The following is a 15904-nucleotide window of genomic DNA, read 5'->3' as shown; positions in this document are numbered from 1 at the left end:
TTTAGGTTCAACTACCCTAGCTTGTTTTGATCATGCGCATTCGATAGCTGTTCATCGCCGTTGTCTTTAATAGGTCAAGAAAGTGGCTGTTAACAGCTGCTCCAACAATTGCCCCAAAGCCAGGGATCAGTTGTAACAACTTTGGCAAATCAATAAAGTCACGATAACTCAACTGGAATGCTTTCCAATCCATTGTAAGGGGGTCATCAGGATCTTTGGGCAGCTGCTTTGCATAGTCTTCCCAATTCTCCACTCTCTCTAATAGTTTCACTCGTTCTTCACCCTCTGAAAAAGCGAGTTGAAAGACAGTTAGTAAGAATAACCTTTCCTGAAATTCACGACAATCATAGCCATAAGCAATTGCTGTATCAAATAAGTACTTCATCTTTATACTTAATAATAAAGGAAAGTCCGCCATACCGAGCAGAATACCGCCAGCCCCTGTTCCAACACCCTCAGCAATGGCTGTATTCTTATACGCACGAAAGAGTTCTTTAGCGTCTTCCTCTCTTTCCTGAAAGGTTGTCGTTAGGTCTAACTCTTTTTTAGAGATGTACTCAGATCCAGTTAGTGTAGCCTGGACCATATGTCGCACGCTACCTGTAATAACAGAATGAACCTTTTCCGGTATATATGTGTTCATTTTCTTCTGCCATTTTTTCGCATAGCGTCCAGTCATAGATGGACTTTTGCCGAGTTTGCGTTTCCACCTTAACATCTCCTCTTTTGCTTCTTGTTCATATAAGGAAACGATTACGATCACCCCTTATTTCATTTTAGACGGCCTGTTTCTTGCGACGGTGAATAAATGTTGAGCTACCTAAGTAGGCAAAAACTAGTCCTGCTGCTAACCCTACACTTGCAATCACTGCATCTCCAAAAACAAAAAGAACAATCGATTGAAGAACAGCTGCAAACATAAGAAGCTTTAAACTAAGCAAGGTTAATGCTTTTTTTTGCCCCTCTGGCTCATCTGGGTAAATATCAACCCACATATTCATATCATAATGGTACCAAATGGTTGAGATTTGCATCATGATCATGTGCATAAAAACAAGCAGAACAGCGACTTGTATCCACCCTGTAGGTAAAATATAGAGAATAAATGCGCCAACTAGAACCAAACGCACATAAATACCAAGGTAGTCATTAGCGCGAATAAAGGATCGACTCATTAAATAAGAGTAGACCGATTGATGTTTTCCAGTAAGAATTGGAATGATCCAGCTTAAGTACGTTCGTTCACGAACCTGATTACGTAGCTGAGGCACATCCGTAAAAGCATTCGCAATTCTATAAAAGAACATGACCATACTTTCTTCTACTTGGATTAAGTGATTCCACTTTAGAGAATACGTTTGACCAAGCTTCTTCCAGTATAAAAAATATAGAGCAAACATTAAAAGAAGCATGATACCTACAAACATGATACCCGCCTGAGAAAATAGTAAGTATAACAACACAACATTTACAAGCGTGCGTAATAATAAATGTGATGCCCTTTCCTGTTTACTTTGCAAGCGTTGTTCTTCCCAGCTTGAGAGCAAATTCCACAGTTTTGCAATAACTAGAACGGCAAGCGTAGACCAGAATACAGTGCCTGTTCCAATCCGCAAGACAAATAATGGCCCTAACAATAGCAAAGCTAATGCAATAATTCCTACCTGTATAAAGAAAGAATATCTTATAGCTGAGCGAAAGTAGTCTCCCATCTTTGCTTCAAAAGGTAGTAAAAACACCATGTCCGCTTCCTTTACAAACGTACGCACACGACTGCGAGTGATAATAAAAAGAAATACAACGGTAAATAACTCAACAGTAGGAAATTGCTCAGGCAGTTGCTCTAAAATCTGTTGATAATAGTAACTACCAACAATAAATAAAAAGTACACAGTAAAAAGAAATCCGCTGTTACCAATTAACTTTAAGTAGCGACCTGCTTCGCTCCAATAAGTCTGAACTCTCTCTTGCCACAATTGCTGTGCTTTCATATGACTTCATCCTTGGTCATTTCAATATAAATGTCATCTAGCGTTGCATTGGGTTGACCAATATGTTGTTGCATCTCCGTAAGTGTACCTTCAAGTACCTTTCGGCCATGATGAAGAATGACAAATCGGTCGCAGTAACGCTCGGCTGTAGCCAAAATATGTGTTGACATGAGCACAGCAGACCCTCTTTTTTTCATATCTGAAATAAAGTTAAGAAAGGATTGAATGCCTAATGGATCTAGACCAACGATCGGCTCATCGACTATGTACACTGGCGGTTCAATTAAGAATGCGCTCATGATCATTACTTTTTGACGCATACCTTTAGAGAAATGACTAGGATACCATTTCTTCATCTTTATCATTTTAAATTCTTTAAGCAATTTTTCCGCACGCTCTTCAAAAAGCTTTGGATCAAGTCCATACGCAACACTTGTTAACTCGAGATGCTCCCAAAGTGTTAATTCATCATATAAAACCGGGGTTTCTGGTATGTAAGCATAGGAACGACGATATTGATTTGCATCTTGTTTAAATTCTATTCCATCAATGGTTATTTCACCTTTTTGTGGTTGAAGTAAGCCGAGAATATGCTTAATTGTTGTACTTTTCCCTGCACCGTTTAAACCGATTAGGCCTACAATCTCCTGCTTATTAACAGAAAAATTCACATCGTGTAGGACTGGTTTTTTCGGATGGTATCCACCGGTTAAACCAGAGATCTTTAAAAGCTCTGTCATGATCAATCCACTCCTTATATAGGTATCTTATCAAATCTGCCTATTGAAAAACCAGTCGTAGCTTTTTTACTTTGTAAAAAAGGAAGTACCACAATAGGTACTCCCCTTACTCCTTTACATCCCATACCATTTACTTAATCAATTCGATGATTCCGCTTGATTTCCTTCACCGTATTGAGTAACAATAGCTTCTCGAATTTCTTCGATTGATGTGCCATTTTGCCATGCCTCAATACTGTAGGCTGCTGAGTCGATACAAGCGTTACAACGTGCTCCATGATCATTCCAAATAACGGACCCTTCATCTGTATGTTCAAAAATAAATGATTGATACAAGTTATCTAATTCTCCAGGTTCACCATTTATATCATAGCTTGGCAATTGTTCAAGCATATCTTGAAAATCATTAATGCCTTTATAAAAATTCCCAATGTTATCTGGATAATATTCTAAAAAACTTGGCAGATTTTCCGGTGATGCTGTTTCTTCAAGTACATCCGTGCTATCGGAGCTATTTTCTGGCTGACTTTGACAACCCGCAAGTATACTTAGTAGAGCTACTCCTATTATGACAAACCACTTCATGTGAACACTCCATTTCAACGTCCGATTCTACCAAAGTATATCACAGAGCACCCTTTTCACTTCTGACAATCTCGCGAATTCTCATTGAAAAACGCCCCTTCAAAGAGTAAGCTAATTGACAAGATCAAATTTATAGTACAAGAGAGGATGAACGATTATGACGTCATCATGTATATTCTGTAGCATTATCGCCGGGGATATTCCATCAAAAAAAATATATGAGGATGAGCACACATTTGCTTTCTTTGATATTAGTCAAGTAACTAAAGGACATGCTTTAGTTGTACCCAAGAACCATCACGAGAATCTGTTTGATTTGCCTGCAACGGATGTTTCACATGTGTATCAAACAGTTCAAAAAGTAGCGAATGCACTAAAAGACACCTTCTCACCTGTAGGCTTAAACCTTGTGAACAACAATGGCGAAGCAGCTGGTCAAACCGTTTTTCACTATCACGTTCACCTTCTACCAAGATATGATGCCACGGATGGCTTCCAAGCAAAATGGGAAGAGCATGGATCAGAGTATTCTCAAGAAGATCTCGAGCAAATGCGAGTAAAACTCGTTTCCACTCTCTCTGATCAGAAGTAACTTTTGCAATTAGCTAACTTAAAAAAAGAAGATAAAGTGAAATTGTATGTTAGGATAGAAATAAGATAATGACATGCACTAAAGTGATAAAGGGGAGAGCAACAAATGAGTTCAGTATATAATTTTAATGCAGGACCTGCGGCACTGCCAAAACCTGCGCTTGAAGCAGCCCAAAAGGAATTGCTTAACTTTAATCATACAGGAATGTCTGTTATGGAGCTTAGCCATCGTAGTTCAGATTATGATGCGGTTCATCAACAGGCAAAACAGCTACTTAAAAAGTTACTTGCCATTCCTGATAGTCATGACATTCTATTTGTACAAGGTGGGGCAAGCCTCCAGTTCGCTATGCTTCCATACAATTTATTATCTTCGGATAAGGTTGGACAATATGTGTTAACCGGTTCTTGGTCTGAAAAAGCCCTGAAAGAAGGATCATTACTTGGTCAGACTAACGTTTTGGCTTCTTCAAAAGAAACTAACTACACGTCCATTCCCGATCTCAGTAATGCCGTTTTTTCTGACAAGGATGCGTATGTTCACATCACTTCAAACAATACGATCTACGGTACACAGTGGAATACATTCCCGGATATTAGTCAGGCTCCATTGGTTGCAGACATGTCCAGTGATATTCTGTCGAGAAACCTAGACGTGAATAAATTCGGCATCATTTATGCAGGAGCTCAAAAGAATTTAGGTCCATCTGGTGTAACCGTTGTGATCGCCAAAAAAGAGATTATTGAATCGGCTAACACAAAGCATGTACCTACTATGCTACGATACAGTACATTCTCTGAAAATGATTCCTTGTATAATACTCCACCTACTTTTGGGATTTACCTATTAGGAAAAGTTCTAGAATGGGTTGAATCAATTGGCGGAATGGATAAGCTTGAGCAAGCAAATGAGGAGAAAGCAAAGGTTATTTATGAAACCATTGACCAAAGTAATGGTTTTTATAATGGTCATGCCGAACCTTCTAGCCGTTCTACCATGAACATCACGTTTACGTTGCCAAATGAAGAATTAAGTAAGAGATTTTTATCACTAGCTAAAGAACGTGGTTTTGTGGGACTTAATGGACATCGCTCAATCGGTGGCTGTCGTGCCTCTATCTATAATGCTGTTCCACTTGAAGCTTGTATTGCTTTGCGTGATCTAATGATTGAATTTCAAAAAGCGAACTAACGAATCATTAACCACCCTGCACAACTCAAACATACAACAACTGCGACAACATGAATAATAAGTACACGGCGATGTTTGCGGACATGCTCTACCTGTACAATACAATAAAAAGCTATAAGACTTGCAGATAACAATAGCATAATGATTCCATCCATCATTTCAAACACCTCTTTCATTATGCTTATGCAATGGATAAGCTATACAGACTATTTTTAAAGGAGAGACGTACAATGAATTTTAAATCAATTGGAATTGGACTTCTAACAGGGACAGTTATTTCAGGCGTTGCTGTTTTGCTTACTGCCCCTTCATCGGGCAAGGATTTAAGAATTGGCTGCCAAAACTCGATTCAATCTTTTAAACAATCAACCAAGCAACTATCAAGAGAAGGTATTGAAATTAAAGAGCAAGCCCTAGAAACCTTCAAATTGGGTGGAGACATTCTAAAAACAGCTGGGGCTGAATTAAAAACGTCATTTGATCAATGGCAAGAAGATACTGCCCCATCTATCGAGCGAATTAAGACGGAAATTGAAGGAGTTCAAAAAAATGTAGAAGAGCTCCAAAAGTTAACTAAGAAAGATTAAGATAGATTTTCGTATATTCCGAAAATTAGTACTTTATTTCTTAGCCATTTCTTGTCATAATAAAAGTATTCAAAAATAATAATGTTCTAGCGATTTTGAAGTGTTTTGTTGGATGGATTATGGACGGAGGAGATTTACATGGAACATCAGACGCCGCACTCCTTAAAGCAATCGGTCATGTTTAGTCATCGACTTGCTCAATTGAGTAAAGCCTTATGGAAATCAGTTGAAAAAGACTGGCAAGCATGGATTAAACCGTTTGACCTAAACCTGAATGAGCACCATATCCTTTGGATTGCCTATCAATTAGATGGTGCATCAATAACAGATATTGCAAATTTCGGAGTCATGCACGTCTCCACTGCCTTTAACTTTTCAAAAAAATTGGAATCACGGGGTTTTCTATCGTTCTGCAAGAAAGCGAACGATAAACGTAATACGTATATTAATCTAACCGATGAAGGGCGTAGTTTGCTGCTAGAAACCTTTCAGAGTTATGATGAACATACATATAGTGTGTATGGTGGCGCGCTACCCATTCGTGAGTTGTATGGCAAGTTCCCGGAATTCTCTGAGTTAATCAGTATCGTTCGCCATGTGTATGGTAGTGATTTTGTTGATCGCTTTGAAACCTCACTACTCAAATTTGAGGATTGTCTTGATGATGAAAATGGGTACTTGTCAATCAAAGAAGAAAAAAATGTAATACCAGAAGAGGTTCCAAAAACCTCTTAAAGATTCTCTTCTTAACATTATATGAACAAACCAAAACAAAGAACGATCCTTCAATGGACCGTTCTTTGTTTTGGTCGTTTTTAGCCTGTCTTGTCCTTTTTACATTATTCGTTAACAAACATCTCAACTTCAATTAAGTCGTTTGCTAAATCAAATGTTTGGACCCTAAATGAGTACCGATCATTAAACTTTGCATCTGTAACTTTTACTTCAATTAAAGATTCTGATGGGTGAACGACAATCCAATCAGGAAGTTCTGTTACATTTTTCATAAGTTGCATTGCCTGTTCTGATGGAATGTTAAACAATCCAAATGAAAACGAATCTGCTTCTAAGAGAAGATCACCGTTATTGGCCACCATTGGCTCAAATTCAACAGTAATGGGAACGGATTGACCTAACACGTCAAAGGTTGATCTAAACTCCGCATGATCACTAAGAAGTTCCAGCGTAAATGGCGTCTCTTCGTCAAGCTGGTCTGACGCTTCAGTAATCAGCTGGTTCATTTGATCTCGATCAGACCGAATCTGTAGCAATCCTTGCTCATTTGTGGGCTGCTCAGACGTGTAATGAGATTCCTCAGCTTCAGGTAAGAAGGTTCGAACTAGAACAAATAAAGAAATACATGCAATGATACAAATAGCGACTAATGCAAAAAATGCAATCTTCCACTTATTTTTCTGATACCTCATACAAATCACCCTCTCTACATAATCATAAAGTGGATGCAGACCTGATGTAAAGATTTGCTTATTAACGTTAAATTGAGGGTACAGGAATAATTTCAATCGTTTTTCTATCTTTTTCTTATAGAGTTTGATAAAGTTTAAGTTAATACATGGTTAACAGGAGGCAGAATTATGCTCTTCTCTATTATGATTCTTGGAATGTTTGCGCTCTTTATTCTTTACACCATTAATTCAATGGCAGACGCGTTCTGTGCAAGAAGAGAAGTTCCAACCGAAAAACAGGCGAAAGTGTTTCGCGTTACAAATATATGTCTAACGATTCTCCTGACATCTACATATGTAAAACTGTTTTTCACTTAAAAAGGTGAGGGGGAATCCCCCTCACCTTTTCTATGTCTTAGTAAGACCAAGAAGCCCCAATGATTACTAAAAGAATGAACAATACTACAATTAACGCAAACCCACTGTTGTATCCAGAACTCATAGATTACGCCTCCTTTATTCTTTAGGAAGCAGCACTCGCATTCAAAATGAATGTTTTCATGCGCTTCGTTAATGTATACTATGCAAACTTATCTAATGCGTACTGGGCACTAGCCTTTTTTGCCCAATGTACTTTTATTGGAATTACTTTCTATCCAATGCTGATATATGGTATAGTAAGGTTTGTGTTACTGGTTAATGCTGTTTTGGACAGGCTGGCCAGATTATTTCAAGGAACAACAACGTTGAGGAGTGTACACAATGAAAAAAATGTTCGTAGCGTTTGCAGGGTTAGCTTGTTTAACTGTTTTTACAGCTTGCAATAATGAAACGGCCCCTGATGATGCAGTAGTAACAATTAATGGTACAGACATTACAGAAGCAGAATTTGTTGAATCATTAAAAGATCAAGCAGGAGATCAAAATTTACTTTCCATGATCCAGCTTCAGCTTTTAAAAGAAAAAGCGGATGATATTGGTATTACTGATGAAGAGCTTGAAGCAGAAATAGAAGAATTAAAAACTAACTTTGGCGTTGAAGAAGATGAAGATCTTTTTAATACCATAACAGCTCAAACACAAGGTCAAATTGAAGTTGATTCTAGAGATGAATTGATTGATGATTATATTAAGCCACAGCTTGTTATTACTAAATTAAGTGCTGAAGGTGTAGAAGTAACAGAAGAAGATAAAGAAGCCTTCTATGAAGAGAATCAAGATTCATTTGGTACACAAGTTCAAGCTCGTCATATTTTAGTTGAAGACATCGAGACTGCAGAGGATCTTGAGGCTCAGCTTGAAGACGGCGCTGACTTTGCTGAACTAGCAGAAGAAAATTCTACTGATCCAGGTTCTGCTGCAAATGGCGGAGAGCTACCTCTTTTTGGTGAAGGAGAAATGGTCCCTGAATTTGAAGAAGCTGCTTTTTCATTGGATATAGATGAAATTAGCGAACCAATTGAATCTACACACGGATTCCATATCATCCAAGTAATGGACCGCCTTGATTCCTATGAAGATTTCGCAGATGAGATCGAAGAAATCTTAATTGGTCAGCAATCAAAAGACCCGAATCAAGTATTTAGTGAATTATTAAGTGATGCTGATATTAATTTCGAAGATTCTCGTTACGAAGACTTACTTGCTCCATATGAACAAGTAGAAGAAGGTTCAGAAGAGGAAGAAGAAGCTCAAGGATAAGAAACAAAAAAAGGATGCATCTGCATCCTTTTTTTTATGACTTGCTTTCTTTTTTTAATTTGGCCTCTTCCAATCGTTCCATAAACACATGACCTTCCTGCTCAATCCATGCTTGTTCCTGCCTACGATCCTCAAGAAGATACTTAATACTGAGGTAGCCACTGACGATTACCCCTAGCATTACAACATAAACCCACCATGGATCTTTAGCCAAAATAGCCAAAAGACTTGTCTGAGTAGTGATAAAAATAAGGACTAAAACAGCCAAAAAAACAATAGCTAACCTCTGTTTCAACTGATCGCTCATCCTACTTCTCCTCCCGCTTGTCTACTTGCTTTATCCTATGTTACGAGCAAGCAAAGTAGAACAAGCATTACATCTCAATTGGAGGTTCATGAAAAGCAGGTTTATAGAAGCTGCGATTTTCAAGTGGCATCACACGTTCAGAGAATGCACCAGGTAATACGCGATCTAACGCACGATCCATCATGTTAATCTTCGCATCTACATTATCAATGAGGTGCAATACTTCAGCCTCGCGGATCACTGGAACCTTTGGACTGCCCCACTCACCTTTTCCATGATGACTGAGCACTAGGTGCTGTAATACCGTTACTTCTTCTCCCTCGATCTTGAGCTCTCTTGCAGCTGCATCAATTTCATTTGAGATGATGGAGATATGGCCAAGTAATTTCCCTTCAATTGTATAACTTGTATCAATAGGTCCTGATAGCTCTCTTACCTTACCAAGGTCATGCAAGATAACACCTGAATACAAAAGATCCGTATCGAGAGTTGGATACAATTCAGACAAGCTTTTCGCAAGTCTTAACATAGAAACAACATGAAAAGCTAATCCTGAAACAAACTCATGGTGGTTACGAGTCGCTGCAGGTGACTCTAAAAACTCCTGCTGATGTTTCTTTAATAGATGTCGTGTAATACGCTGTATATTAGGATTCTTCATTTCAAAAATGTATTGTGTAATCTCTTCAAGCATATCTTCCGCAGAAATAGGAGCCGAACGGACAAAATCACCTATTTTGACATTATCTAAAGCTGTTGCCGGACGAATACTTGAAATCTTTAACTGATTTCGTCCACGATAATCAATAAGATCACCCTGCACATAAATTAATGACCTACTCGCAAAGGAGGCTTCATCTTCAGGAGAGGCGCCCCAGAGCTTAGTTTCAATATCCCCGGTTTTATCACTTAAGATTAATGTTAAAAAAGGCTTGCTGTTGCTTGCAATGCTTTTTGTTGCGGATTTAATTAGAAAATAACTTTCCACTTTTTCTCCGACCTGATAATTACGAATTCCTTTGCTCATCCTGTCACCTCTTTAACTAGTCATCAAGCTCAGTATACCATATCAAGCTTCCTTGGTTATAAGGAAAACAAGAAAAAAGGACAGGGTAGCATAATATGCACCCTGAACCCGTGTTCTTGCATTTTACTTTTTTTTCCTTTTAGTCTTTGAGCTTTGCTCTTCAAGACTCACATCATCTTGCTTTGGTAAAGTCACTGTAAACTTCACACCATGATCTGTGTTATCAACTCTTGGTGAGCCATGATGTAACTCGGCAATTTGTTTCACAATAGCTAAACCGAGACCAAATTTTCCTTTGTTACCTTTATAAAATGGTTTGAACAATTCATCTATTTCTTCGTCTTCTATCGCATCGCCATTATTTTCAACCATAATCTTTACATGATCGGTTGTTGACTCCGCAGAAATCCAGATGGCGTCTTGTGCATAACGCAATGCGTTCTCTACCAGATTCTCAAGCATGACTTCAAGCTGATCCAAATCCCCATTAACCTCAACTTCTGGAGATAAAACATGAATCTTTACGTCTTCCCTTTGATAACGAAACCGCTCTTCGATTTGATAGGCTAAACTACCAAACACAAATTTACTACGATTTAATTGATCCTTTTTCATTTGTTCTAATTTGGTAAAATAGAGCATCTCAATCACTCGGCGTTCCATGCGATTTGCTTCTTCTGTTATAACATCCATCGTCTGTTCCAGATTTTCCTTAGGCATAATGCCATCCTTAACAGACTGTGCATAACTTTTTATCACCATAATAGGTGTTTTTAACTCATGAGACGTATGCTGAATAAACGTCTTTTGTGCACGATCATAACTGTTTAAGTTTCGTCTCATTCGCTCAAATTGGGTGGACAACCTCTCGAAGTCCTCGTCCCCTTCTAGCTGCAAAGGTTCCTGCCAATCACGATTCGCAATTTGATCCAGGTGATTCCCCAAAATCGTAAGGGGCTGCTGTAAGTAATACTTTAACCATATTGCTGGTAACAGTGCAAGTACACTGGTCAGCATTAATAAGTAAAGCAACCTTTCCCATAGCCTGTCTACCATCGAATTCCGATAAGCATCAAACATGTAAGAGATCAGGTAGCCTGTATCATTTTCTCTATTAGACACTTGTGACACAACATAGAAGATGGTTTGATCACCAAATTGAATCTCATATCTTCCCCTCTGGCCTTCCTGATTAATTGCATTTGAAACCATCTCCGCATAGATATCACTAGGCGGATTTGATCCGTATTCCATGCTTAATTCTTCAGGGTAAACAAAATGACTTACCGCTCTTGATTGATTCTGCGCATCAATAAATTCATATTGATTAGCAGGAGGATTAAAATCTGAAACCATATTAGTGGCTTGAGTTTGTTCAATCATGCGATAGGTTTCTTCTGTTAATGTGCCCCTAATGGATAAGGGATAGACGATCGTGATAGAGAGTCCAACCAGCAGGATAAGTGAAATAAATGCAAGCCAGATCCGCTGTGTTAGATTTACTTTGATCATGAGGAGAGGATCCTGTACCCATAACCGTAAAGTGTCTCAAGATGAATCCGATTCATCTTTTTACGTACGCGTCTAACGACATCATCAACGGCTCTTTCTGAACCGAAATAGTTCTCTCCCCAGACAAACTCAATAATTTTTTCGCGAGAGAAGGCTTTCCCAATATCACCTGTCAATAGTAGGATCAAATCCATCTCTTTAGTTGTCAGATCAACAACTTCTTCTCCAGTTGTTAATGTATCAGTCACCGTACGACCAATCGGATCAATCAGATACTGGTTTAATTCAATCTTTTTCTGTTCTTGATTAGATGTACCATAAATTCGATTAAGTATTTTCTTGGCACGAATAATTAATTCTTGTGGCAAGAAAGGTTTAGACAAATAATCATCGCTACCCATCTCTAAGCCTAATACCCGATCTAGATCTTGGTCTCGAGCAGAAATAAAGATAACAGGACGATCCTCTGTTTCTTTAATGGCCTTTAACAGTTGGTAGCCATCTGTTCCAGGAAGCATAATATCAAGAATCCATAAATGAGGCTTGTCCTCAATGGCTTCTAGAGCATCATTTCCATCATTAAACACCTTTACATTCCAATTCTCTTTTTCTAAATATGCCTTAAGCACAGCTGATAAATTATCTTCATCTTCTACTAAATAAACTAAATATGGTTCCATATTGAGTCCTCCTTTTTAAACAACAAGTAAACGTATTAAAATAATAGCTATATATACCTATTTTAACCGATTCGCACATCTATCGCGAGTTTAGTTCATCTTTTACGTAATTATTCACAACATTTACATGAAACATGCAAATTAAGAAGGAACTATGTGAAATATGTAGAAGGATAGAATCAAAGGAGGAATGTTGAATTGATTCTAAAAAAACGAGCTGCGCCTATACAGCTGTTGGGATTAGAGGCGATTATGCGACGAAGTAAGTATGTAACTGATGAAATGAGATCTGCCATGAGTAAAAGGCAAATAGGATTCAAAGGAGAGTGCTCGATTGATTATTATTTAGATCAACTTACTCATTTTTTGATCCTGCACGATCTGAGGCTCCCAGCTAAACCGTATGGATATGTTCAAATAGACACCCTTCTATTATGTAAGCAAGGAATGATCATCCTTGAAGTTAAAAATTATCAAGGTGTCATTCAGTTTGATAAAGATTCACATCAGGTGCTGCGGATCCTTCACGAGAAGGAAGAGCGAATTCCCAATCCCCTTATTCAAACCTCACGCCAACAGAATCAATTGGATTCATTTCTTGTTCAGAATGGATGGCCCTCACTACCAATTAGCACTTATGTCGTTTATAGCTCACCACTCACACTCCTACGTTACGCACCTTCAAGGGTTATACATGCAGAGGCAATTCCTTTAGAAATGGATACTTTTCTGAAGAAAACGAAACGTGAATATTTGTCTCAAAAACAAATAGAGCAAGTCGCTTCTTTATTATCCCACTCACATCTGCCAGCATCATCGAATCAGTTGAAACTATTTGGACTTGATTCAACTTCAATACAGAGCGGCGTGCACTGTATACAATGTAACAAGCTTACAATGACTCGACCACGGCGCATTAGGAAGTGGACATGTGAAAATTGCTCCTTTACTTCTAAGTATGCTCACATCCCAACCCTCCAGGACTATGCCTTGCTTTTTCAACCGACAATCAAAAATCACCAAGCACGCGATTTCCTCAACCTGCCCACCACAACCATAGCCCACTACTTATTGAAAAACTTAAACGTACGGACTACTGGTAAAAACAAAGGAAGAACATATCACATTCCTATTCCTTTTGAAATGGATCATTGAATAGGATGAGATTACTTTACTGATATCCACTACCCTATGCTGATTTCCGCTTCTCTTTAATGATTCCAGCGTCTCTTTACTGATTCCACCTCCTCTTTACTGATTCCCACTTCTCTTTACTGTTTTCAGTCACTCTTTACTGATTCCTATCTCTCTTTACTGATTTCCGCCTCTCTTTACTGATTCCCATCTCTCTTAACTGATTCCAGCTCCTCTTTACTGATTGCCACCTCTCTTTACTAATTCCAGCGTCTCCTTACTGATTCCACCTCCTCTTTACTGATTCTTGCCTCTCTTTACTGATTCCCACTTCTCTTTACTGTTTTCAGTCACTCTTTACTGATTCCTATCTCTCTTTACTGATTTCCGCCTCTCTTTACTGATTCCCATCTCTCTTTACTGATTCCAGCTCCTCTTTACTGATTGCCACCTCTCTTTACTAATTCCAGCTCCTCTTTACTGATTGCCACCTCTCTTTACTAATTCCAGCTCCTCTTTACTGATTGCCACCTCTCTTTATTAATTCCAGCTCCACGAAAAAAACCAGCCTTCCATCAGGCTGGTTCCTCTTTACAGTATGGCTAGTGCTGTTAATGCTGCTAATGGAAAAATAAGTCGTCTCCATCCATAGGGGCGTGGACGCGGATAATATGGGTAGTATCCAGGATAATATGGTTGGTACGGGTAGCCGTAGCGACTCTGTCCGGATGTCATCATTTGTTCTTGCTCTTGGTTCATGCCAGCCATGACTTCATACATACTCATGAATTGTCCTTGTTCGTCAACAGGAACCATGACGTATACATGATCATCATCAACTGTTTCAATGACTCCTTCATAATCTACACCATTTGCATGCATTTTTATCGCTTGGTTAATATATTGCTCGCACATAGATTTCATCTGCTCGTTATAGGCAGCTTGCTGATCCATTAAGATCGCCTCCTTTTTTCTTAGTCTATTCACCTAAGCCCAATTGGTGATGATTAGCCCAAAAAAACACAGTCTCTTATCTGAGACTGTGTCGATCAAGATTAATGCGCAGTTGTTTCCTAAAGACTTCATGAATCATATACGATACTCCATCTTCATCCACAGATCGCGTGATCCAATCCGCCTTGTCTTTTAGTGGCTTAGGAGCATTCCCCATTGCTACACCTAACCCGGCCATTTGCATCATTTCTATATCTTCCTCAAATGCACCCACAGTAATAAGTTCATCATTTAAGATACCTTTTCGCTGGCAGAGCCATTGCAGGGCTTTTGCTTTTGAAACTTCTGCTGCCACAATGGAAAGCCGATCTTTTCCTATTCGCTTAATCCGCACATCTTCTATTTGTTGATTTAAAAGGTCTAATGCCTGCTTCCGCTGTATCGATGATTCAAATTGGATTTGCAGGGTGAGTGGGCCTTGCCCCTCTTCCATCGCATAATTATATAAAGAATCAACATAAGTTAATGGATAATAGAGTTGGTCGGATGTGCCAAGTGTCATTTTGGCAATTAAGTGGTTTTTTTGCTTTTCCTTACTTGTAACAGCATGAGTCTCATACATTAAATGGATACGGCAGCGGTATCGTTCTAATAACTCCATGACTTCCATAATGGTTTCCTCTTGTAATGCAACGGACATCAGCTTTTTCTTTTTCACTTCGCTGATATAGGCGCCATCATGAGCAATCAAATATCCATCAAGCTTAAGGCTTTTTGCAATCTTTTGTGCAGATAGATAAGGTCTTGAGGTAATTAGAGCAATTTCCACTCCTTTTTTTGTCAGGTAGTCCATCGATTGACGGGTTGATTTACTTAACTTTGAATTTGAGCGAAGCAACGCACCATCAATATTTACGGCCAAAAATCTATAAGTCATCCGCACTTCTTCCCCTCATGTTGTATTCTCCCTAGATGTCACTCAGGAGGCTCGTCGGTACTGATTTAAGCTTATGTATGTCCGTTTCGGCTCAGAACATGAATTTATGAGTTTCCCCTTTCTTCTTAGTCAAAAAGCTCACAAAAAAAACCTTCTGAGATCAACTCAGAAGGTTTTCGTTTGTTTTATTAGTTTTCTTCTTGCTCAGGGTTACCATAGATTTCTTCTAGTGGTTCTGTGATGATTTTGTTGATATCTCCAATAATTACGCTAAGCTGTTGCTCAGATTCCATAAGCTTAGAGATTAGTTCATGTTGCTGTACTAGCTCAAATTGTTGCTGAGCTTTTTGAGCTTCTTCTTCAGAGATTTGAATGCCTTGCATTTGCTTTTGTTGAAGCTCTAGTTGCAGTTGACGGAAGTTGTCCAACATTTTTTTGGCAATTTCATCTTCCTCGATTTGTGAATGAAGCGATTGAAGTGATTTGAACTCTTCACTTTCTGCTAATGCTTGCTTAAGTTCTTGTGCTTTGTCTTGAAGTTGTGCCACGTTAAATTCCCC

21 protein-coding genes are annotated in these 15904 nt (G+C 38.7%); 7 read left to right on the top strand and 14 right to left on the bottom strand.

Annotation, left to right across the window (positions count from 1 at the left end; genetic code table 11):
* Nucleotides 1-16 precede the first annotated feature (16 nt).
* The 4 genes from J2S05_RS00565 to J2S05_RS00550 all read right to left on the bottom strand — a co-directional run bounded on the left by J2S05_RS00565 (nt 17) and on the right by J2S05_RS00550 (nt 3316).
* Nucleotides 17-763: an EcsC family protein gene (locus J2S05_RS00565; protein ID WP_306978920.1), complete on the bottom strand. Its 747-nt coding sequence runs from the start codon at nt 761-763 to the stop codon at nt 17-19.
* A 13-nt stretch (nt 764-776) separates the two neighbouring features.
* Entirely contained in the window at nt 777-1991 is a 1215-nt protein-coding gene (locus J2S05_RS00560) for an ABC transporter permease (protein WP_306978918.1), read from the bottom strand.
* Nucleotides 1988-2731, bottom strand: a complete 744-nt coding sequence (locus J2S05_RS00555; RefSeq protein WP_306978916.1) for an ABC transporter ATP-binding protein — start codon at nt 2729-2731, stop codon at nt 1988-1990. The genes J2S05_RS00560 and J2S05_RS00555 overlap by 4 nt, the downstream gene beginning before the upstream one ends.
* A 138-nt stretch (nt 2732-2869) precedes the next feature.
* Nucleotides 2870-3316 carry a PCYCGC motif-containing (lipo)protein gene (locus J2S05_RS00550; protein WP_306978915.1) on the bottom strand — a complete coding sequence of 149 codons (447 nt, stop codon included), beginning with the start codon at nt 3314-3316 and terminating at the stop codon, nt 2870-2872.
* Nucleotides 3317-3473: 157 nt separating this feature from the next.
* Between J2S05_RS00550 and J2S05_RS00545 the strand changes: the two genes are divergently transcribed.
* Both J2S05_RS00545 and serC read left to right on the top strand, forming a co-directional pair.
* Entirely contained in the window at nt 3474-3908 is a 435-nt protein-coding gene (locus J2S05_RS00545) for an HIT family protein (protein ID WP_306978913.1), read from the top strand.
* A gap of 105 nt (nt 3909-4013) precedes the next feature.
* Complete coding sequence (gene serC / locus J2S05_RS00540; protein ID WP_306978911.1) at nt 4014-5099, top strand: phosphoserine transaminase; 1086 nt, start codon at nt 4014-4016, stop codon at nt 5097-5099.
* Here serC and J2S05_RS00535 read toward each other — a convergent pair.
* Nucleotides 5096-5257 carry a hypothetical protein gene (locus J2S05_RS00535; RefSeq protein ID WP_306978910.1) on the bottom strand — a complete coding sequence of 54 codons (162 nt, stop codon included), beginning with the start codon at nt 5255-5257 and terminating at the stop codon, nt 5096-5098. The genes serC and J2S05_RS00535 overlap by 4 nt on opposite strands.
* Before the next feature lie 72 nt (nt 5258-5329).
* Between J2S05_RS00535 and J2S05_RS00530 the strand changes: the two genes are divergently transcribed.
* Complete coding sequence (locus J2S05_RS00530; RefSeq protein ID WP_306978907.1) at nt 5330-5686, top strand: YtxH domain-containing protein; 357 nt, start codon at nt 5330-5332, stop codon at nt 5684-5686.
* A 138-nt stretch (nt 5687-5824) separates the two neighbouring features.
* A complete protein-coding gene (locus J2S05_RS00525; RefSeq protein WP_306978905.1) occupies nt 5825-6421 on the top strand; it encodes an HTH-type transcriptional regulator Hpr in 597 nt (198 codons plus the stop codon).
* 104 nt (nt 6422-6525) lie between these two features.
* On the opposite strand, the gene J2S05_RS00520 is transcribed toward J2S05_RS00525, so the two are convergent.
* Nucleotides 6526-7113 carry a YpmS family protein gene (locus J2S05_RS00520; RefSeq protein WP_306978904.1) on the bottom strand — a complete coding sequence of 196 codons (588 nt, stop codon included), beginning with the start codon at nt 7111-7113 and terminating at the stop codon, nt 6526-6528.
* Between the two features lie 168 nt (nt 7114-7281).
* On the opposite strand from J2S05_RS00520, the gene J2S05_RS00515 reads away from it, so the two are divergent.
* The gene (locus tag J2S05_RS00515) at nt 7282-7470 is read left to right on the top strand and encodes a hypothetical protein (protein WP_306978903.1); all 189 of its coding nucleotides are present in this window, start codon (nt 7282-7284) and stop codon (nt 7468-7470) included.
* A 37-nt stretch (nt 7471-7507) separates the two neighbouring features.
* Here J2S05_RS00515 and J2S05_RS00510 read toward each other — a convergent pair whose 3' ends face one another.
* Entirely contained in the window at nt 7508-7594 is an 87-nt protein-coding gene (locus J2S05_RS00510; RefSeq protein WP_306981026.1) for a YjcZ family sporulation protein, read from the bottom strand.
* A gap of 260 nt (nt 7595-7854) precedes the next feature.
* Between J2S05_RS00510 and J2S05_RS00505 the strand changes: the two genes are divergently transcribed.
* Entirely contained in the window at nt 7855-8793 is a 939-nt protein-coding gene (locus J2S05_RS00505) for a peptidylprolyl isomerase (protein WP_306978901.1), read from the top strand.
* A 34-nt stretch (nt 8794-8827) separates the two neighbouring features.
* On the opposite strand, the gene J2S05_RS00500 is transcribed toward J2S05_RS00505, so the two are convergent.
* From J2S05_RS00500 to J2S05_RS00485, 4 genes are all read right to left on the bottom strand, one after another.
* Complete coding sequence (locus tag J2S05_RS00500) at nt 8828-9100, bottom strand: sporulation YhaL family protein (protein WP_306978899.1); 273 nt, start codon at nt 9098-9100, stop codon at nt 8828-8830.
* A 67-nt stretch (nt 9101-9167) separates the two neighbouring features.
* Nucleotides 9168-10127 (bottom strand): 3'-5' exoribonuclease YhaM, encoded by a 960-nt coding sequence (yhaM, locus tag J2S05_RS00495; protein ID WP_306978898.1) that lies wholly within the window; start codon nt 10125-10127, stop codon nt 9168-9170.
* A gap of 123 nt (nt 10128-10250) precedes the next feature.
* Nucleotides 10251-11639 carry a sensor histidine kinase gene (locus J2S05_RS00490; RefSeq protein WP_306978896.1) on the bottom strand — a complete coding sequence of 463 codons (1389 nt, stop codon included), beginning with the start codon at nt 11637-11639 and terminating at the stop codon, nt 10251-10253.
* Entirely contained in the window at nt 11636-12319 is a 684-nt protein-coding gene (locus J2S05_RS00485) for a response regulator transcription factor (RefSeq protein ID WP_306978894.1), read from the bottom strand. The genes J2S05_RS00490 and J2S05_RS00485 overlap by 4 nt, the downstream gene beginning before the upstream one ends.
* A gap of 198 nt (nt 12320-12517) precedes the next feature.
* Here J2S05_RS00485 and J2S05_RS00480 point away from each other — a divergent pair, with 198 nt between their 5' ends.
* The gene (locus J2S05_RS00480; protein ID WP_306978893.1) at nt 12518-13474 is read left to right on the top strand and encodes a nuclease-related domain-containing protein; all 957 of its coding nucleotides are present in this window, start codon (nt 12518-12520) and stop codon (nt 13472-13474) included.
* Between the two features lie 570 nt (nt 13475-14044).
* Here J2S05_RS00480 and J2S05_RS00475 read toward each other — a convergent pair.
* The 3 genes from J2S05_RS00475 to J2S05_RS00465 all read right to left on the bottom strand — a co-directional run bounded on the left by J2S05_RS00475 (nt 14045) and on the right by J2S05_RS00465 (nt 15892).
* Nucleotides 14045-14407: a hypothetical protein gene (locus J2S05_RS00475; protein ID WP_306978891.1), complete on the bottom strand. Its 363-nt coding sequence runs from the start codon at nt 14405-14407 to the stop codon at nt 14045-14047.
* A gap of 76 nt (nt 14408-14483) precedes the next feature.
* On the bottom strand, nt 14484-15344 hold the full coding sequence (locus J2S05_RS00470) for an HAD family hydrolase (RefSeq protein WP_306978888.1): 861 nt from the start codon (nt 15342-15344) through the stop codon (nt 14484-14486).
* Between the two features lie 188 nt (nt 15345-15532).
* On the bottom strand, nt 15533-15892 hold the full coding sequence (locus J2S05_RS00465) for a YlbF family regulator (RefSeq protein ID WP_306978885.1): 360 nt from the start codon (nt 15890-15892) through the stop codon (nt 15533-15535).
* Nucleotides 15893-15904: the final 12 nt, after the last annotated feature.

This window comes from Alkalicoccobacillus murimartini (genome assembly GCF_030813245.1).
Taxonomy (GTDB): domain Bacteria; phylum Bacillota; class Bacilli; order Bacillales; family Bacillaceae_D; genus Alkalicoccobacillus; species Alkalicoccobacillus murimartini.
Note: the sequence above shows the minus strand (reverse complement) of the source record. Positions and strands in the feature narration are given on the sequence as shown.